Source organism: Dichotomicrobium thermohalophilum (genome assembly GCF_003550175.1).
GTDB classification, from domain to species: Bacteria; Pseudomonadota; Alphaproteobacteria; order Rhizobiales; family Rhodomicrobiaceae; genus Dichotomicrobium; species Dichotomicrobium thermohalophilum.
Genome location: NZ_QXDF01000001.1, coordinates 1124800 through 1142227, shown reverse-complemented (window position 1 = coordinate 1142227; position 17428 = coordinate 1124800). Strand labels below are relative to the sequence as shown.

The 17428-nt window shown below is 63.4% G+C and carries 18 protein-coding genes and 1 tRNA gene; 13 read left to right on the top strand and 6 right to left on the bottom strand.

Going from position 1 to position 17428, the window contains the following annotated elements:
• Positions 1-2 precede the first annotated feature (2 nt).
• On the bottom strand, positions 3-689 hold the full coding sequence (locus tag BXY53_RS05175) for a response regulator transcription factor (protein ID WP_119060807.1): 687 nt from the start codon (positions 687-689) through the stop codon (positions 3-5).
• A gap of 122 nt (positions 690-811) precedes the next feature.
• Between BXY53_RS05175 and BXY53_RS05170 the strand changes: the two genes are divergently transcribed.
• Complete coding sequence (locus BXY53_RS05170) at positions 812-1321, top strand: L,D-transpeptidase family protein (protein WP_342634963.1); 510 nt, start codon at positions 812-814, stop codon at positions 1319-1321.
• Between the two features lie 4 nt (positions 1322-1325).
• Here the strand turns inward: BXY53_RS05170 and BXY53_RS05165 are convergent, their stop codons facing one another.
• The gene (locus BXY53_RS05165; RefSeq protein ID WP_245410363.1) at positions 1326-2138 is read right to left on the bottom strand and encodes a hypothetical protein; all 813 of its coding nucleotides are present in this window, start codon (positions 2136-2138) and stop codon (positions 1326-1328) included.
• A gap of 210 nt (positions 2139-2348) precedes the next feature.
• Here BXY53_RS05165 and BXY53_RS05160 point away from each other — a divergent pair, with 210 nt between their 5' ends.
• The 3 genes from BXY53_RS05160 to BXY53_RS05150 are packed head-to-tail and all read left to right on the top strand — an operon-like array spanning position 2349 to position 4892.
• Complete coding sequence (locus BXY53_RS05160) at positions 2349-3014, top strand: SDR family oxidoreductase (protein ID WP_119061782.1); 666 nt, start codon at positions 2349-2351, stop codon at positions 3012-3014.
• 43 nt (positions 3015-3057) lie between these two features.
• Positions 3058-3840 (top strand): 3-hydroxybutyrate dehydrogenase, encoded by a 783-nt coding sequence (locus BXY53_RS05155; RefSeq protein ID WP_119060805.1) that lies wholly within the window; start codon positions 3058-3060, stop codon positions 3838-3840.
• On the top strand, positions 3837-4892 hold the full coding sequence (locus BXY53_RS05150) for a patatin-like phospholipase family protein (RefSeq protein ID WP_119060804.1): 1056 nt from the start codon (positions 3837-3839) through the stop codon (positions 4890-4892). Before BXY53_RS05155 ends, BXY53_RS05150 begins: the two co-directional genes overlap by 4 nt.
• A gap of 165 nt (positions 4893-5057) precedes the next feature.
• On the opposite strand, the gene BXY53_RS05145 is transcribed toward BXY53_RS05150, so the two are convergent.
• A complete protein-coding gene (locus tag BXY53_RS05145) occupies positions 5058-6632 on the bottom strand; it encodes a 2-isopropylmalate synthase (protein WP_119060803.1) in 1575 nt (524 codons plus the stop codon).
• Between the two features lie 481 nt (positions 6633-7113).
• On the opposite strand from BXY53_RS05145, the gene BXY53_RS05140 reads away from it, so the two are divergent.
• The 3 genes from BXY53_RS05140 (at position 7114) to BXY53_RS14090 (ending at position 8470) form a co-directional block, all read left to right on the top strand.
• Positions 7114-7563 (top strand): curlin, encoded by a 450-nt coding sequence (locus BXY53_RS05140; RefSeq protein ID WP_119060802.1) that lies wholly within the window; start codon positions 7114-7116, stop codon positions 7561-7563.
• A gap of 65 nt (positions 7564-7628) precedes the next feature.
• A complete protein-coding gene (gene csgH, locus BXY53_RS14095) occupies positions 7629-8045 on the top strand; it encodes a curli-like amyloid fiber formation chaperone CsgH (protein WP_170144344.1) in 417 nt (138 codons plus the stop codon).
• A gap of 23 nt (positions 8046-8068) precedes the next feature.
• Entirely contained in the window at positions 8069-8470 is a 402-nt protein-coding gene (locus tag BXY53_RS14090) for a curlin repeat-containing protein (protein WP_170144343.1), read from the top strand.
• Positions 8471-8491: 21 nt separating this feature from the next.
• Here the strand turns inward: BXY53_RS14090 and BXY53_RS05130 are convergent, their stop codons facing one another.
• The gene (locus BXY53_RS05130; RefSeq protein ID WP_119060800.1) at positions 8492-9853 is read right to left on the bottom strand and encodes a cytochrome P450; all 1362 of its coding nucleotides are present in this window, start codon (positions 9851-9853) and stop codon (positions 8492-8494) included.
• A gap of 342 nt (positions 9854-10195) precedes the next feature.
• Between BXY53_RS05130 and BXY53_RS05125 the strand changes: the two genes are divergently transcribed.
• Complete coding sequence (locus tag BXY53_RS05125) at positions 10196-11485, top strand: hypothetical protein (protein ID WP_147361500.1); 1290 nt, start codon at positions 10196-10198, stop codon at positions 11483-11485.
• A gap of 132 nt (positions 11486-11617) precedes the next feature.
• Here the strand turns inward: BXY53_RS05125 and BXY53_RS05120 are convergent, their stop codons facing one another.
• A complete protein-coding gene (locus BXY53_RS05120; RefSeq protein WP_119060798.1) occupies positions 11618-12166 on the bottom strand; it encodes a tyrosine phosphatase family protein in 549 nt (182 codons plus the stop codon).
• 174 nt (positions 12167-12340) lie between these two features.
• On the opposite strand from BXY53_RS05120, the gene acs reads away from it, so the two are divergent.
• The 4 genes from acs (at position 12341) to BXY53_RS05100 (ending at position 16416) form a co-directional block, all read left to right on the top strand.
• Positions 12341-14290, top strand: a complete 1950-nt coding sequence (gene acs, locus BXY53_RS05115) for an acetate--CoA ligase (protein ID WP_119060797.1) — start codon at positions 12341-12343, stop codon at positions 14288-14290.
• 142 nt (positions 14291-14432) lie between these two features.
• Positions 14433-15584: a site-2 protease family protein gene (locus BXY53_RS05110; protein ID WP_119060796.1), complete on the top strand. Its 1152-nt coding sequence runs from the start codon at positions 14433-14435 to the stop codon at positions 15582-15584.
• Between the two features lie 79 nt (positions 15585-15663).
• A tRNA-Gly gene (locus BXY53_RS05105) sits at positions 15664-15738 on the top strand.
• Between the two features lie 210 nt (positions 15739-15948).
• Positions 15949-16416 (top strand): VOC family protein, encoded by a 468-nt coding sequence (locus tag BXY53_RS05100; RefSeq protein WP_119060795.1) that lies wholly within the window; start codon positions 15949-15951, stop codon positions 16414-16416.
• Here BXY53_RS05100 and BXY53_RS05095 read toward each other — a convergent pair.
• Complete coding sequence (locus BXY53_RS05095) at positions 16413-16826, bottom strand: hypothetical protein (RefSeq protein ID WP_147361499.1); 414 nt, start codon at positions 16824-16826, stop codon at positions 16413-16415. The two genes, BXY53_RS05100 and BXY53_RS05095, sit on opposite strands and share 4 nt — an antisense overlap.
• Positions 16827-17081: 255 nt before the next feature.
• Here BXY53_RS05095 and BXY53_RS05090 point away from each other — a divergent pair, with 255 nt between their 5' ends.
• Positions 17082-17357, top strand: a complete 276-nt coding sequence (locus BXY53_RS05090; RefSeq protein ID WP_119060793.1) for a hypothetical protein — start codon at positions 17082-17084, stop codon at positions 17355-17357.
• Positions 17358-17428 lie beyond the last annotated feature (71 nt).

The following is a 17428-nucleotide window of genomic DNA, read 5'->3' as shown; positions in this document are numbered from 1 at the left end:
GCCTACGGCATGAGTTTGTAGCCGCCGGCCTCAGTAACAAGCAGCTCCGCGTTCGACGGGTCCTGCTCGATTTTCTGACGCAGGCGGTAGATATGAGTCTCCAGTGTATGGGTGGTCACGCCGGCGTTGTATCCCCAGACCTCGTGCAGCAGCACATCCCGGGTGATGACGCTCTCACCCGCGCGATAGAGGTACTTGAGGATCGAGGTTTCCTTCTCGGTCAGGCGGATCTTGCGACCTTGCTGATCAAGCAGCAGCTTGCTAGCCGGCTTGAAGGTATATGGACCGATCGCGAAGACGGCATCCTCGCTCTGCTCGTGCTGGCGTAGCTGCGCGCGAATCCTGGCGAGCAGCACGGCGATGCGGAACGGCTTCGTGACGTAGTCGTTTGCGCCGGATTCCAGTCCCAGAATCATGTCGGCGTCGGTATCCTGCGCCGTCAGCATGATGATGGGGCCCTTGAAGCCGTTCTTGCGCATCAGCTTGCAGGCCTCGCGCCCGTCCATATCCGGCAGCCCGATGTCGAGCAGCACAAGGTCGACACGCTGGCTTTTCAGCTTGTCGATCGCGCCGCGCGCATCGCCAGCGATTTCGGTTTCGAACTCTTCGTGCAGCGCGAGCTGTTCGGCCAGCGAGTCCCGCAGATCCTCGTCGTCGTCCACCACCAGAATATGCCGCGGCGTGCTCATTCTGCGCTCTCCCGAAATCGCTTCTATCGCATTGCTTTACGATTTAGGCTCCGGCCAAACGCAAAGCAACATCCGGCACGGCTCACAGCAATGAAAGGTCGCTCGCGTAAATGCAAATTTGCGTGAATATCTATGGGCGTTCGCCGACAGCACAGCAGGGCATTGCGGTGGTGGGCCCGCTAAGGCTGCCCTGCGCGCTGGGTCGCGGCGGTCGACGGGCGCTGAAGCGCGAGGGCGATGGGGCAACGCCGATCGGGGTGTGGCCAATACGCGGAGTGCTTTACCGTGCGGACCGCGTTAAGCGGCCCACAACGGGCCTGACTGTCGCAGCCATCCGCCCGCATGACGGCTGGTGCGATGACCCACGCGACCGCAACTACAACCGTCTTGTTGCCCTGCCCTATCCCGCCGGCCACGAAGTGCTCTGGCGAGACGACCATCTGTACGATCTCGTCGTCGTGCTCGGCTATAATGACGTCCCGCGAAGCCGGAGCCGAGGCAGCGCGATCTTCATGCATCTCGCGGCACCCGGCTTCACGCCGACCGAAGGCTGCATCGCCTTCCGCGAAGCCGATCTGCGCAAACTTCTGGCCGCCGCGGGGCCAGGCGCTGCCGTGCGTGTGACCGTCTGAAACCTTACCGCGTGCGTCGCGGGTTCAGATACAGATCCGCTTCGTGGCTTTCGAGCTGAGGGCGCAATTCGCGCTTCTCCATGCGCTGCACCAGATCCTCGACATGAGCGCGACACGCCTTGTTGAAGCGCAGCATCGCGCAGAAAAGCTGCAGCACGCAGTTGAGAATGCGGTCGTCATGATCGGCGCGCAGCTTCACATCCCAGTGCCCGCCCAGTGTGACCAGCTTGCCGTTCAAAATGCCGATCCGCTCGTTGTTGTGGTCGTAGAGCGAGTAGTCCGGGCCGATGCTGATCCAGTGCCGGCGCAGCTTGTAGAGGAATGGCTCGCCATCCTTGAGGATGAAGAACGAGAATTTTTCAGGAAAGCCCGGCCATTTCCGCGCAGTGCGCTCGACATGGATAATCTGGTCGTGGCCCGAGACATTTACCGAGAAGGCCGTCACCGGGAAGCCGCCAGCCCCGAAGGAGAGTTGCAGGCTGCGCCCAATCATCAAGTCCATCGTCGCGCGCCAGGTCATCGAGTCCGAGAACAGCTTGATCACCAGCCGCCGGGCCATGCCCTCGCTCTCGTCCCAGGCGCCCTCGCGATAGCTGATGAGATGGGTGCGCTCGCCGTCCTCCTTCACCTCACCGAAGATGTCGCTGTCGGTTGTGAACTGGCGCGATTTTGCCCGGTAGCGCGAATGCTGGTAGATGCCGATCTCGGTGGTGTTGAGGTCGGTCCACCACAGATCGACCTCGTAATGCACCCAATCCTTCGTCGAGCCTTTCGCTGACGGGCCGGTCGCCTCCGGTGCTTTCTCGGCCACTGCCATGTGCCTGCTCCCCGCTGCCGTTGCCGAATCGCAGCAAGGATAACACGCCTCGGCCAGACACCCGCGCCGCGCGCGCTTTTCCACATGAGCGGCCGGTCACGGCTGCGTCATCGTCCCCGCTAAAGCTTTCATGCTGCAACGCGAAACGATAGACTCGCGTTGAGGAATTTCGATGCATTCGAGCACTGTACAATCACAAGGAGATCAATGATGGCGCGATACGTTGTCGTGGGCGCAAACCGAGGGATCGGGCTGGAACTGACCCGACAGCTCAAGGCGCGGGGCGAGGAGATCATCGCCGCCTGCCGCTCGGCCAGCCCGGAACTGCGCGAGACCGGCGCGGAGATTCACGAGCATGTCGATGTCACCGACGACGAGTCGGTGGAACGTTTCACGGCAGCGACGAAGGCGAATGGCCCGGTCGACGTCCTCGTCCACGTCTCCGGCATCCTCAAGGGCGACAATCTCGACACGCTCGACTGGGACACACTGCGCGAACAGTTCGAGGTCAACACGCTCGGTCCGCTGCGCGTGGCGCGGTCGTTCGCGCCGTTCATGAAGTCGGGCGGCAAGATCGGCATTCTCTCCAGCCGCGTCGGCTCGATGGCGGACAACACCTCCGGCGGCAACTACGGCTACCGGATGTCGAAGGCCGCCGTGAACATGGCCGGCGTGAACCTTGCGCATGACCTGAAATCACTCGGCGTCGCCGTCTTCCTGCTACACCCGGGCTTCGTGCAGACCGAGATGACAGGCGGGCGCGGGCATATCGGCCCGGACGAATCGGCACGCGGCCTCATCGCGCGGCTGGACGCGCTGGGCATGGATGAGACGGGCACCTTCTGGCACGCCGACGGTAGCCAGCTGCCCTGGTAGGGAATGCCTCATTGCGCAACGGAAAAGGCAAGGAAAACGAGCAATGCTGAAAGGAAAGAGTGCCGTCGTCACAGGCTCCACCAGCGGCATCGGGCTGGGCATGGCCGAGGCTCTGGCCGGCGCGGGCGTGAATGTCATGCTCAACGGGCTGGGCGACCCGGACGAGATCGAGAAGACCCGCGCGGAGCTGGACGGCAAATACGACGCGAAAGTCCTCTTTCACGGCGCGGACATGACCAAGCCGGACCAGATCGAGGACATGATTGAGACGGCCCGGCGTGAATTCGGCCAGATCGACATCATGGTCAACAACGCCGGCATCCAGCACGTCGCCCCGGTCGAGGAGTTCCCGGTCGAGAAGTGGGACGCGATCGTCGCCATCATCCTGTCCAGCGCCTTCCACTGCTCGCGGCTGGTGTTCGGCGAGATGAAGCAGCGCGGCTGGGGCCGCATCATCAATCTGGCTTCGGCGCACGGCCTCGTCGCCTCGCCCTACAAGTCGGCCTATGTCTCCGCAAAGCACGGGATGCTCGGCCTGACCAAGACGCTGGCGCTGGAAGGCGCGGAGCATGGCGTCACCGTCAACGCGATCTGCCCGGGCTACGTTCTGACTCCGCTCGTCGAAGCCCAGATCCCGGACACGGCCAAGGCCCGCGGCATCAGCGAAGAAGAGGTGAAACGCAACGTCATCCTCGAAGCGCAGCCGACCAAGGAATTTGTCACGACCGAGCAGATCGGCGCGATGACCGTTTTCCTCTGTCGCGATGAAGCCGCGCAGATCAACGGCGCATCACTACCGATGGATGGCGGCTGGACCGCGAAATGAGCGATCCGGCACCGGACGCCAAGCCGGTCAATCTGGCGCTGCAGGGCGGCGGCTCGCACGGCGCGTTCACCTGGGGTGTGCTCGATCGGCTGCTGGAAGATGGCCGCATCAGGCTGGACGCGATCAGCGGCACCAGCGCGGGGGCGATGAGCGGCGTGGTCATGGCCGATGGCTACATGCAGAACGGCTATGATGGCGCGCGCGAGAATCTGGGACGGTTCTGGCGAGCGGTCGCCGACAACGCGATGCTCAATCCGCTGAAGCGTTCGCCGATCGACGTGTTCATGGGAAACTGGAGCGTGTCGCAGTCGCCGGCTCTGATCTTCATGGAGATGTTTCAGAGCACGATCTCGCCCTACATGTTCAATCCGCTGAACATCAATCCGCTCGCCGACATCCTGGAGTCGGTCGTGGATTTCGAGCGGGTCCGGTCCTGTGACGATATCAAGCTGTTCGTCAGCGCCACGAATGTCGAAACCGGGCGCGTCAAGGTGTTCAACCGGCACGAACTGCGCTGCGAGATGGTCATGGCCTCCGCCGCCCTGCCCTTCCTGTTCCAGGCCGTCGAAGTCGATGGCAAGCCCTACTGGGATGGCGGCTACATGGGCAACCCGGCACTGTTTCCTTTCTACGACCATGAGGTGGAATCCGACGATATCGTCATCGTGCAGATCAATCCCGTGGAACGGCCGGGCACCCCGAAGACCGCGCGCGACATCATGGAGCGGCTGCGCGAGATCACCTTCAACTCCAGCCTGCTGAAGGAACTGCGCTCGGTCGACTTCATCAACCGGCTTATGGACGAAGGCAAGATGGCCGAGGACGGCTTCCGCCGGATGCGCATTCACATAATTGAAGCGCCGGAGGAGATGACTTCGCTCGGCGCTTCAAGCCGGATGAACCCACAGTGGGAGTTCCTTCACCACCTGTTCGAACTGGGGCGTGACGCTGCCGACACGTGGCTCGCGCAACATTTCGACGATATCGGCACGCGGGAGACCGTCGACATCCGAACGCTGTTCGGCGAGCTCGGCGCAACGCATGTCGGCTGACCCACAACCCCCTCGAAATATCATCCCGGGCGCCGCGCAGCACGTCCGTGATGCGCCGCTGACCCGGGATCAGGTTGGTTTCCCCTTGCAGCTACCCGGTCCCGTGTCGGCGTCGCGTCATTTGATGCCGCGCCGCGCACGGGATGACACACAACCGAGAGCGGATCAGGACGCCGCGCGGCTCTCCGGCGCGACGCGTTCGCGTTTGGCGATCAGCTTGTTAAGCGCCGAGACGTAGGCCCGCGCGGAGGCGACCATCGTATCGCTGTCCGCACCGCGACCGGTCACGGTCATGCCGTCCTCTTCGAGCCGCACGCTCACCTCCGCTTGTGCGTCGGTGCCCTCGGTCACCGCGTGCACCTGGTAGAGCGGCAGCCGCGCCTCGTGCGGGACGATCGCCTTGATCGCGTTGAAGATCGCATCCACCGGGCCGTGGCCAACGGCCTCGCGCGTCTCGTGCTGGCCGCCGACATCCAGCGTGATCGTCGCCCGCTGCTGACCGGTGCCCGCGATCACCGTCAGCGAGAGCAGCGTGATATTGTCGTGCGCCCTCGCAAGCTCGTCATCCACCAGCGCCTCGATGTCTTCGTCGAAGACGTGCTTCTTGTGGTCAGCGAGCACCTTGAAGCGGTAGAAAGTGTCCTCGAACGCGTTGTCGCTGAGTTCGTAGCCCAACTCCTGCAGCTTCTGGCGGAAGGCATGCCGGCCGGAGTGCTTGCCCATGACCAGCGTGGATTCCTTCAGCCCCACGCTTTCCGGCGTCATGATCTCGTAGGTCTGGGCATTCTGCAGCATACCGTGCTGGTGGATGCCGGACTCGTGCGCAAAGGCGTTCTTGCCCACGATTGCCTTGTTGTACTGCACCGGGAATGCGCTGACGGCAGAGACCAGCTTGGAGGCCCGCGTGATCATCGTCGTATCGATGCCGGTATGATACGGCAGCGTGTCCGCGCGTGTGCGCATGGCCATCACGACCTCTTCCAGCGCCGCATTGCCCGCGCGCTCGCCCATGCCGTTGATCGTGCACTCGATCTGCCGCGCCCCGGCGCGCACGCCCGCGAGCGAGTTTGCGACCGCCAGACCCAAGTCGTTGTGGCAGTGGGTGGACAGGATGATCTCGTCCGCGCCCGGCACACGCTCGCGCAGCATGGTGATGAGCGCGTAGAACTCCTCCGGCACCGTGTAGCCGACCGTATCCGGGATGTTCACCGTGGTGGCACCCGCCTTGATCGCGGCCTCCACGCAGCGGCACAGGAAGTCATGCTCGGTGCGCGTGGCGTCTTCGGCGGACCACTCGACATCATCGGTGTACTGGCGCGCCCGCGTAACGCTTGAGGTCACCGCCTCCAGCACCTCGTGCGGCTCCTTGCCCAGCTTGTACTTCATGTGCAGCGGGCTGGTGGAGATGAAGGTGTGAATGCGCCCGCGCTTTGCCGGGGCGATCGCCTCGCCCGCCCGGTCAATGTCCGCGTTCCCGGCACGCGACAGCCCGCAGATCACAGCGTTTTTCGCCGCCTTCGCGATCTCGCGCACCGACTCGAAGTCCCCCTGCGACGCCGCCGGGAAGCCCGCCTCGATGATGTCGACGCCCATCTCGTCCAGAACCGCGGCGACCTGGAGCTTTTCCTCGCGCGTCATGGAGGCGCCCGGAGACTGTTCGCCGTCGCGCAACGTGGTGTCGAAAATGAAGACGCGATCGCCCGGCGCGCCGGCCGTCTTGCTCGTGGTCTCTGTGCTCATTGTGATCCTGCCTCTTAATCCGATCCGGTGTCTTCGCCGGAGAAATCCTGTCGTCCCGTCGCAGTCATTATCCCCTAAGCACCCGTCCGGCTGGCCCGAACCGCCGATGCTCAGGGGCTGCTAAGGCTTAGAAGAGGCGTATTGAGGAGCGTTGGCAGAGCCGGACGCAGCGCAGCCGTCGCCGGGGAGAGGCGGCGGCGGTCAATCGCGAACGCGAAGGAAGCTGCTTGGTTCATGGCGAACACGTCGTGTCTCGGCACAAAACTCTGCGACTCCACTGTTTGTAATGCGCGCCAGGCGCGATGACAAGCCTTCGCAGCCCCATCCCCCGATGAACAACACCTGAATTCGCCGAACAGCCATCGTTCACGCGCGTGAACACAACCCAACAACGCGGTTCAAAACAGGTTCAGAGCGGGTTCGTTACAAAGATTTCGTCATCTCGGATGAGACGACACGAAAACCAAGGGAGATTTTCACAATGACGATCCGCAAAGTTCTGACGTCCAGCGCCATGGCTCTCGTTCTCGGTCTCGGACTGGCCGCGGGCGGTTCGGCCGCGATTGCCGGCGGCAATAGCGCCTCGATCGAGCAGTTCGGCAAGTTCAACCAGGCCGGTGGCGGTCAGAGCGGCTATGGCAACCGCATGAAGATCAAACAGTGGGGCTATGGCAACACGACCATCAGCACTCAGGACGGCTATGGCAACCGCACCTTCGTCGGTCAGAGCGGCAGTGGCAACTACGCCGACACTTATCAGCGCGGCAGCCGCAACGTGACCGGCGTCGCCCAGTTCGGCTCCGGCCACAGCGCCACCACGACCCAGACCGGCCGCGGCAACGCCGTGGGCGTTATCCAGGGCGGACACGGCAACCACGCCAACACCAGCCAGCATGGCAAGGGCAACGTGGCCGTGATCGTTCAGGACTAAGCCCTTTCTCTCATCAAGTCGGGGGGCGTGCGCGCCCCTCGCACCTGGCCCCATGGAGGCACGATATGACCAAACGCAACAGAAACATCCGGCGCGCGCTGGCCGGCGCCGCGCTGACCGCAAGCATGGCAGCAATGGGCGCGGGCTTCTCCGGCGACGACGCCAGCGCGGGCTGGTTCACCAGCGATCGCGTGCGCTGCGAGATCGAGGTGACGCCGCGGTCTTACGGCGTCGAGCTGCGCGGCGTGGTGTTCAGCGAGGAGAAGGTGTCCGGCCGCTACGAGCTGACGATCGAGCAAGAGGGCATGAGCGGCCAGTCGCATATCAACCAGGCCGGGGGGTTCGCGGCCTATCCCGGCAGCCCCGCCCAGCTCGGCATGGTGTCGCTCGGCGGCACGGGCACGGCCTATACCGCCAAGCTCAAGGTCCATGCCGGCGGCGAGACCTTCGTCTGCGCCAAGCGCATCGGCGGCCATATCTGAACGCGAACCAGGGGAGACGAGACATGAAACGTACCACACTTTGCGCCGCCGTGATGGCCGCAACCATCGGACTGGGTGGTCTGGCTGCACCGCAACCGGCCGAGGCGGGCGGCAGCTTCAGCATTTACGTTTCGCCGAAGAGCGAGAAGGGCCAGAAGAAGCTGTCCCGCGGGCTGCGGACCTTCTCCCACGTCCAGCGCCGCTTTGGCCTGTTCGGCGGCAACGACAACTCCGCCCGGGTAAGCCAGCATGGCAGCGGCAACCACGTCGGCGTCTACCAGCGCGGCGATGGCCATGACGCCAGCGTTGGCCAGTACGGCAACGACAACACGCTCGGCGTGTTCCAGTTCGGCAAGGACACGAACGCCAACGTCAACCAGTACGGGGACGGCCAGTCTGGCGTGCTGTTCCAGGGCGGCTGGTAAAAAACCACTTCTCCGGCGGCGTCAGGAGAGCGGCAGGATGCGGAATGGCAGCTTGCCGCCTTTTGGCGTGAGCGTCACCGTTGCGGCGATCTGCGCCGGCACCGGCCCGACATATTCCAGCCGGAACCGCCGCAAGAGCTGGGTCAGCGCCAGCGTGTTCTCGATCAGCGAAAGCGCCCCGCCAACGCACGCGCGCTTGCCCGCCCCGAACGGCAGATAGGCGTACTTGTCACGCGCCCGCGCCTTCTCCGGCTCGAAGCGGCCGGGGTCGAATTTTTCCGGCTCATCCCAGATACGCGGGTCGTGGTGAACGATATACGGGCACAGCACGATCTTGTCGCCCGGCTCGACCTTGTTGCCGTCCAGTTCGTCTTCTCCCGTCGCCTGGCGGATCAGGCTCCAGATCGGTGGGTAAAGCCGCATGGTCTCCTGCAGAACCGCGCGCGTGTAGGTCAGCGCCTGCATGTCCTCGAAGGTCGGCACACGGTCGCCATAGACCGCTTCGCCCTCGGCGCGGATGCGATCGGCCACCTCCGGGTAGAGCGAGAGCAGGTAGAAGCACCAGGTCAGTGTGAGCGCAGTCGTCTCCGTGCCGGCCCAGAGATACTGCTTCATCTCGTCCATGACCTGGCGCTCGTCGAACTCCGGCACGCTCGGATCCGCGGCGGCTTCGCGCATCATGGTCAGCAGCGTGCGCTCGCGATAGTCCCGCGGGTCGGCACCCAGCACCATCGGCGGGACGGAGAGCCAGTGCCCGATGGCGGTCGCCGCATCATCGTCGGAGGGAACCTCGGTCCACTCGCCCTTGACCTTCTTCAGGCGGACCTTCTTGTGGTTGAGCACGTCGGTGTAGCTCTTCACCGCCGAGAAGATGAGGTGCGGGTTGAACGGCACGTCCCGGTCGAACAGCGCCTTGCAGATCATGTTGGCCGCCAGCGACCAGGTCTCTTCCAGCAGGTTCACCGGCTCGCCCGTCTTCGCCAGTTCCGCCCAGCGGTCGCTGCGCTCGTTCACCGAGGCGAGCAGGTAGGGCATGTATTCGGTGTACATCTTCGGCTGGAACGCGGCCTGCTGCGGCATGCGGATCTTCTGCCAGAGCGCGCCGTCCACCGTGATCATGCTGTTGCCGAAGATCGGGCGCAGGCCGTCGAAATACTTGCCGTAGCAGTCGTAGCGCTTGACCAGCACCTGCTTGAACAGTTCCGGATCGCTCAGGAAGAAGATGCGCTCGTCGCGCAGATTGATGCGGATGCAGCCGCCGTATTTCTGGCCCATGCGCACCAGCGCGGGCATGGGGTCGTCCTGCTTGGCAAGCATCTGGAGCTTGAACCAGACCGTTTCCGCCTCGCCCAGCCCCTGAGCGTGAGTCTGCGCAGCGTCCATTGTCGTTGACCTTTCGCCGGTATCCCTCGTCGCGCGCACCGCGCGTGTATTCACCTGTCGGATACCACCAACCGCGCGCGCCTGTCCACTTGGCTGCCGATCGCGAAAATGCGGCAAAAATTGCCGTGTTCTCTATGCATCACCGCAACGAAAACCGTGAGCGCCGGCGCTGAATCCAGGTGGGTAGCGGGCTCTAGAGCCTTGCGATGGCGACACAAAATTCTTTCACTGTGAAGCGGACGCCGGATTTGGGCCCGGCGTTCCGGCCTGCGGTTTGCCGGCCGAATGGGGAGAGAACAAGGCACTAGAGTGTGGCGCCCTGCCGGTTCGCAGGCGCTGTTGATGGGGGAGAAAAACGTGTTGATGGGGGAAGTGCGTGTGCGGTCCCTGCTTGGGGCCGTGAGCGTTGCGGCGCTGTGCGTCGGTGCGCCGGCGGCGATGGCGGCCGATCTGCTGGATCGGGATGAAACCGCCAAAGGCGTTTACGAGACGCCGCATCAGTATTTCGTCGGCCTGAGCGCGCGGGGGCTGTACGGGCACATGGAGCGCGAGGGCAGCGACTTTTTCCGTGAGCTGCAGCTAGACGGAGAAACCGCGAAAGTCGTCGACCCGAACTTTGTCAGCTTCGACAACGATGAAGAGTTCTCGGGCTTCGAGGGCGAAGCGTTTATCGGCAAGCGCTACGGAGATTACGCGATCGCCTTCTTCGTCGGCGGTTCCGTGATTTCATCCGATGTCAGCGACAGCGGCTCGATCGAAGCCGAAGACCGAGACGACAGCTACTACCTCCACCTCGAAGCGCCGGAAGCCGACAAGAGCCGCGCTTTTGAGTGGGTCGACACAAACCAGTTCGACGTTAACGACTACGACTACGACAACGACTATGACCGGCGCGAGATCGCGTTCGGTATCCGCCCGACGTTCTTTTTCGGCAACGAACCTGCGCCGAGCATGAAGGACGTGAGCCTGAAAGACGCGCCCATGCCGGTCGAGGGCGGCTTGCAGCATATGCTTCAGCCGATGGTTTTCGCCACGCTCGGCACGGTCGAAGTCGACGAGCATTTCTCGGGCTTCACGGATAACGATCCACCTAACCAACTCCCGAACATTCTTACTAACGTTCCGGGGAACATCGAGTTCGCCTATAACAATGACATCGAGTCCGACTTCACGGGCATTGGCTTCGGCATGAGCGTGCGCGGACCGATTCATGGTGGCGGCCTCAAGATCGGCTATTTCGCCACGGCGAAAGCAACCGCCGAGTTCCATGACGCGTCAGCGACCGCTGACTGGTCCTATGAGCAGATCGGCGAGTCCGGCTTCGTGGTCATCACTTGCGAGGGTTCCCTTGATCCGGTTCCCGAGAACTGCCCCAAAAACATTAAAAACCAGTCGCAAGCAGGCTCCGAGAGCTCGACCGCGAAACTCAGCGAGGAGAAAACCGTCTGGACACTACATCTCGAAGGCGGCCTGACCTTCGGCGTGACGGAAGGCGTTAACCTCGAACTCGGCGGGCGCTACCGCCGCACCGAAGCGCCGCAGGTCATCATCGACGGCACGCAGGACGCCTACATCGCCTTCGAAGAAGCCGAGGAACTGGGCGGCTTCGTGGGGCTGACCGCGCAGTTCTAATCCTTGCGCCGAAGGCATCGGCGCAATTCGTTGTCATTGCCAGCCCGAAGCGCCGACGCAATCCAGCAGCAACCCCGTGTGCTGGATTGCGTCGCTCCGCTCGCAACGACTCAAACCGGTTCGGTGCCGCGCCTAGCCGCTCGCCGTCACGCGCACGGGCAAGGCGAAGGGGCGGGCCGGCTCCATCAATGCGCTCGCCGCGATGGCCTCAGCCGCCGCGATCATGCGACCTTCACGGCCCAGCACTTCGTCGGCGAAACCGACCAGCCGCGGGTTCGGCTGCGCGGTGGGCGAACTCTCGCGCAGGAGCCGCGCGATCCGGCGTTCATCCGTTTCCGGGTTGAGCGCACATACGATGGTGAAGGCGGCCGCAGTGGACCGGCTCACGCCCGCCAGACAGTTCACCAGGACCGGCGCGCCGCGGTCCCAGGACATCATGAAATCGACCAGCGCAGCGACATGCTCCGGCGATGGCGCGACATGCCCGTCGCGCGGTTGGGTGATGTCGTTCATGGTGAGGCGAAGGTGACGCTCACGCGGAACGCCCAAGGGGGTCGTCAGGTCGCGCATCACCTCGTCGTTGACCAGCGAGATCATGTGCCCGGGCCGGGCGCGTGCTACCACCTCATCAACCGCATCGAGGGGGCAGACATAAAGTGTTTCCGGCGATGGCGTATACATGATCTGGCCCGTTCGCGCCGATCAGCGTGTCACATCACCTGTTGAGCGCGCCCGGGCGGGCTGTCAAGCCCGAAACGCGCTTTCGACGAACGAGGCGTTGCACCTGACCGGCCACACCGACATAATGCGCGCATCGAACAAGCCTTGCCAGAATTTCCCGGGAGGAGCCCACAAATGTCCGACGACAAGATTTATCCGGTTCCCGAAGACTGGGCGAATAACGCTTACGTGAACCGGGCCCAATACGAAGAGATGTATCGGCAGAGCATCGAGAATCCGGACGAGTTTTGGCGCCACCACGGGTACCGGATTGACTGGATCAAGCCGTTCACAAAGGTCAAGAATACCTCATACGATCCGCACAACGTCGACATCCGCTGGTACGAAGACGGCACGCTGAATGTGTGCGCCAACTGCGTCGATCGCCACTTGGCCGCGCGCGGTGATCAGGTCGCCATCCTGTGGGAGGGCGACGAGCCGGATATGGACCTCAAGATCACCTACCGCCAGCTTCACGAGCGCGTGTCCCGCTTCGCCAATGTCCTGAAGAAGCTGGGCGTCAAGAAGGGCGACCGGGTCACCATCTACCTCCCGATGATCCCCGAGGCCGCCTATGCGATGCTGGCTTGCGCGCGCATCGGCGCGATCCACTCGGTTGTCTTCGGCGGCTTCTCGCCGGACGCGCTGGCGGGCCGCATCAACGACTGCGATTCCAACCTCGTGATCACTGCGGACGAGGGTGTGCGCGGCGGCCGCACCATCCCGCTGAAGGCCAACACGGACAAGGCGCTCAGCCACGCGCCGAGCGTGCAGAACGTGCTGGTCGTCAAGCGCACGAACGCCGATGTGCCCTGGACCGAGGGCCGCGACGTCTGGCTGCAGGAGGAAATGGAGCAGGTCTCGGCCGACTGCTCGCCTGAAGAGATGAGCGCGGAAGACCCGCTGTTCATCCTCTACACCTCCGGCTCGACCGGCAAGCCGAAGGGCGTGCTGCACACCTCCGGCGGCTATCTCGTCCACACGTCGATGACGCATCAGTACATCTTCGACTACAAGGACGGCGACATCTACTGGTGCACCGCCGACGTCGGCTGGGTCACGGGCCACTCCTACATCGTCTATGGACCGCTGGCGAATGGCGCGACCACGCTGATGTTCGAGGGCGTGCCCAACTACCCGAGCGCCTCGCGCTTCTGGGACGTGGTCGACAAACATCAGGTCAACATCTTCTACACGGCGCCGACGGCCATCCGTGCGCTGATGGGCGCGGGCAATGAGCACGTCACCAAGACCAGCCGCAAATCCCTCAAGCTGCTCGGCACGGTCGGCGAGCCGATCAACCCGGAAGCCTGGGAGTGGTTCTACAACGTGGTCGGCGAAGGCCGCTGCCCGATCGTCGATACCTGGTGGCAGACCGAAACCGGGGGCATCCTCATCAGCCCCTTGCCCGGCGCGACCGAACTCAAACCCGGCTCCGCCACCCTGCCCTTCTTCGGCGTGCAGCCCGCGCTGGTGGACAACCAGGGCAACCTTATCGAAGGCGCCGGCGCGGGCAACCTGGTGCTCCGCGACTCGTGGCCGGGCCAGATGCGCACGGTCTATCGCGACCATGAGCGCTTCGTACAGACCTACTTCAGCACCTATCCGGGGATGTACTTCACCGGCGACGGCGCGAAGCGCGACGAGGACGGCTACTACTGGGTCACCGGCCGGGTCGATGACGTGCTGAACGTCTCCGGGCACCGGATGGGCACCGCGGAGATCGAATCGGCACTGGTGGCGCATCCCAAGGTCTCCGAGGCGGCGGTCGTCGGCTATCCGCACGACATCAAGGGCCAGGGCATCTATGTCTACGTGACCCTGATGGCCGGCGAGGAGCCGAACGAGGACCTGCGCAAGGAACTGCGTGACTGGGTGCGTCAGGAGATCGGCCCGATCGCCTCGCCTGACATCATCCAGTTCGCCAGCGGCCTGCCCAAGACCCGCTCGGGCAAGATCATGCGCCGCATCCTGCGCAAGATCGCCGAGGACGACTTCTCCAATCTCGGCGACACCTCGACGCTGGCCGAGCCCGGCGTGGTCAACGAGCTGATCGAGCATCGTCAGAACCGCGCATCCGCGTAAAACCGGATCAGGCGGCGGCGGCTTCAGACCCGCCCCGCCGTTGGCGCGGCCCGCACCTGCGGGCCGCATCTTTATTTCGGCAGTTGAATCGCTACATCTGGCCTGCGGACGCTTAGGCGCCAGCGGCGCGCACGGAGGCATCATGTTCGGACGCAGTTATTACCTTTTTTCCCTGCTGGGTTTCCGCATCGGACTGGACGCCTCCTGGTTCATTCTTGCGTTCCTGATCGTCTGGTCGCTCTCGACCGGCTATTTCCCAGCCGTGATCGAGGGCCTGCCGCAAGTCACGTATCTCTGGATGGGCGTGCTTGGCGCGCTCGGTCTGTTTGCGTCGCTGATCTTCCACGAACTGGCGCACGCGGTCGTCGCGCGGCAATACGACCTGCGCATCTCCGGCATAACCCTGTTCGTTTTCGGCGGCGTCGCCCAGCTTGAGGAGGAGCCGCGCACGGCAAAAGCCGAGTTTCTTGTCGCCATCGCCGGGCCGATCGCGAGCATCCTGCTGTCCGCGCTGTTCTTTGGCGTCAGCGCGAGCGGCATTTTCGGCGGGATTGACCCGCTGTTGGCCGTTATCGGCTACCTGGCGATAATCAATTTCATTCTGGCGGCCTTCAACATGGTGCCAGCCTTCCCCCTTGATGGCGGCCGTATCCTGCGGGCGATCCTGTGGTGGTGGAGCGGGAACATGTCCCGGGCCACACGCATGGCCGCGACGGTCGGCGGGGGCCTGGGCATCGCGCTGATGGCGTTTGGCGCCTACAACGCCTTCACGGGCATCGTCGTGGCCGGCATGTGGCAGATCCTGATCGGCTTCTTCATCTACCGCGCTGCAGGAATGGCGCGCGAACAGGCTGGGAATCTTCCCGGCCCGGGCCACGCACATATCGGAGCGATAATTGATCGCGATCAGCCTCGGGTTCCCGCCGACGCCTCGCTGGAGACGGCCGCGCAGGACTATTTCTACCGGCTGCGCCCGCGCATCCTGCTTGTGGAAGACGGCGAACGGGTCGTCGGGACGCTCACCCTGGGCGACTACGCCCACGTCCCCAAGATGCAGTGGGGCGACATCCCGGTGCGACAAGTGATGCAGCCGCTGACCGATCAACCCATGGCCCAGCCGGCGGAACCGGCCAAAGAGGTGCTCAAGCGCATGGTCCGTGAAGGGCATACACATGTCGTGATCGTGGATACGGGGCGCGTGGTCGGTGTGTTGAGCCGGCGCGACATCATGAATTTCGTCGAGCCGCAGGAAGAGCGCAGCGCGAGCACGGCGACCGCGCAACAGGCGGAATGATGTTCGCAGGGCCTTGCATTCGCTGATCGTTTACGCCATAAAAAGGGTGAAGGTGCATAGCGCCGTCACCTCTCAGAATGCGGGTGTAGCTCAGGGGTAGAGCACAACCTTGCCAAGGTTGGGGTCGTGGGTTCGAATCCCATCGCCCGCTCCATTAAAATCAAGCACTTAGCCGATCGAGAGCGCCGCGCAGCTTCCTTAGGGTAGCAGCGAGAGCGCGGCAATGCGCGCAGGGGCGGCAGTAGGTTGCACCGACGTACGCCCCAATTCTCGTCCTGACAGAATACTGCAGACCCCGGCCCCGACACGCTTGACACGTCCAGGTCCACGCCCCGAGCATGGCAGCACGCTCAAGGAGAAGGCGATGACCGAGGCGAAGAAAGCGACGGCAGTGGGCATCAACCACGTAGCGCTGGAGGTCGGCGACATCGACGAGGCGCTGGCGTTCTACGGCAGCTTCCTGAACTTCACGCTGCGCAGCAAAAGCGAAAAGATGGCCTTCATCGACCTCGGCGACCAGTTCATCGCCTTGGCAGAGGCGCCTGATAGCGCGCGCGACCGAGAGCGGCATTTCGGGCTGGTCGTCGATGACAAGGATGCGGCGCGACGGGCGGTTGAGACGCTGGGCGTGGAGACCGTCTCCGACCGGTTTCTCGATTTCCTCGATCCCTGGGGCAACCGGATCCAGATCGTCGGCTACGAGGACATCCAGTTCACCAAGGCGCCGCACGTCCTGCGCGGCATGGGCCTGGAGAGCCTTTCAAAGACCGAAAGCGCGATCAGGGCGCTGGCCGAGAAAGGCATGGCGCCGCAGGGTCAGGATTCATCCTAGCCAGTCTCATCGTCCGTTCGCCGCCAGGAATAAAGGGTTTCGGTGCCCTCGGGCGTTTCAAATACGAGCACCTCGAACACCCCGCCTTTCCCGCCAACGAACAGATACTTGGCGCGCCTCGCATTCTCGTCGCTGTCTTCCTTGAGAGCACCCTTGTAGATCATAAGAGTGCGCTCGTACCACTCGCAGCGCGGTACCTCGGTGGTCGCGTTGAACCGCGAAAGGGCGGCGGCGCGTGACATCTTCGGATTGGTGGAGGCCAGATGCTGGAACTCCTCCGCATCAACGGGTTCCTGGCAAAGGTAGCCTTCGACATCGACTTCCGTGCTAGTTTGCGCGCTGGCCAAATGCGCGGCGAAAACTGCCAAAGCCACGAGCGGGAGCCACTTCAAGCCCGAATATCTGCTCACGGGGGCATCCTTTCTCTGAATGTTTCGCCGGGGTTTTAAAGCTATGCGTCCCACAAGCCCGACAAAACCGCGCCCCGTGCGCGTCGAGCTTCCGACTTTACTGTACCATAGATTTTCGCGGTCTTCAGGCGCACCAGAACGGGATCGCTTTGGCTGCCTCCCGCGTTCATCAGGCAGCCCCCTAAAATGCGGGCCTCTGCCGGACATGCCCCTTGGCTTTCGGCAGAACGGAATGACACCAGGGAGGAATTGCACATGCGCGTCTTGTTTTTCGCGGCAACGCTGACCCTTGCGGTCACCAGCAACGCCGAGAGCCAGGAGCTGAAGGGCGGTCCCGGAGATGCGGCGCGCGGCGAACAGGCTTATCAAACAACCTGCCTTCGGTGCCACGGACCGTCACAGCGCATCAGGTCGCGCATCCCCGGCGATACGGCGGCGGAAAAGGCGCGGTGGCTTGATGCGTTCCTCGGCAGGCACTATGCGGAAGACGACAAGTTGCGCGCAGACCTGATCGCCTTTCTTGCACAGTGAGTTCATGACGATGGTTGTCCGCTTCTGAACGATTGACCCCGGCGCTTCCAGCACGGACGTATCGCGCAGAC

Bases quoted from the DNA above. Each gene is read 5' to 3' on its own strand.
- BXY53_RS05175 (WP_119060807.1), bottom strand. From the start codon at position 689: ATGAGCACGCCGCGGCATATTCTGGTGGTGGACGACGACGAGGATCTG.
- BXY53_RS05165 (WP_245410363.1), bottom strand. From the start codon at position 2,138: ATGGCAGTGGCCGAGAAAGCACCGGAGGCGACCGGCCCGTCAGCGAAA.
- BXY53_RS05160 (WP_119061782.1), top strand. From the start codon at position 2,349: ATGGCGCGATACGTTGTCGTGGGCGCAAACCGAGGGATCGGGCTGGAA.
- BXY53_RS05155 (WP_119060805.1), top strand. From the start codon at position 3,058: ATGCTGAAAGGAAAGAGTGCCGTCGTCACAGGCTCCACCAGCGGCATC.
- BXY53_RS05150 (WP_119060804.1), top strand. From the start codon at position 3,837: ATGAGCGATCCGGCACCGGACGCCAAGCCGGTCAATCTGGCGCTGCAG.
- BXY53_RS05145 (WP_119060803.1), bottom strand. From the start codon at position 6,632: ATGAGCACAGAGACCACGAGCAAGACGGCCGGCGCGCCGGGCGATCGC.
- BXY53_RS05140 (WP_119060802.1), top strand. From the start codon at position 7,114: ATGACGATCCGCAAAGTTCTGACGTCCAGCGCCATGGCTCTCGTTCTC.
- csgH (WP_170144344.1), top strand. From the start codon at position 7,629: ATGACCAAACGCAACAGAAACATCCGGCGCGCGCTGGCCGGCGCCGCG.
- BXY53_RS14090 (WP_170144343.1), top strand. From the start codon at position 8,069: ATGAAACGTACCACACTTTGCGCCGCCGTGATGGCCGCAACCATCGGA.
- BXY53_RS05130 (WP_119060800.1), bottom strand. From the start codon at position 9,853: ATGGACGCTGCGCAGACTCACGCTCAGGGGCTGGGCGAGGCGGAAACG.
- BXY53_RS05125 (WP_147361500.1), top strand. From the start codon at position 10,196: ATGGGGGAGAAAAACGTGTTGATGGGGGAAGTGCGTGTGCGGTCCCTG.
- BXY53_RS05120 (WP_119060798.1), bottom strand. From the start codon at position 12,166: ATGTATACGCCATCGCCGGAAACACTTTATGTCTGCCCCCTCGATGCG.
- acs (WP_119060797.1), top strand. From the start codon at position 12,341: ATGTCCGACGACAAGATTTATCCGGTTCCCGAAGACTGGGCGAATAAC.
- BXY53_RS05110 (WP_119060796.1), top strand. From the start codon at position 14,433: ATGTTCGGACGCAGTTATTACCTTTTTTCCCTGCTGGGTTTCCGCATC.
- BXY53_RS05100 (WP_119060795.1), top strand. From the start codon at position 15,949: ATGACCGAGGCGAAGAAAGCGACGGCAGTGGGCATCAACCACGTAGCG.
- BXY53_RS05090 (WP_119060793.1), top strand. From the start codon at position 17,082: ATGCGCGTCTTGTTTTTCGCGGCAACGCTGACCCTTGCGGTCACCAGC.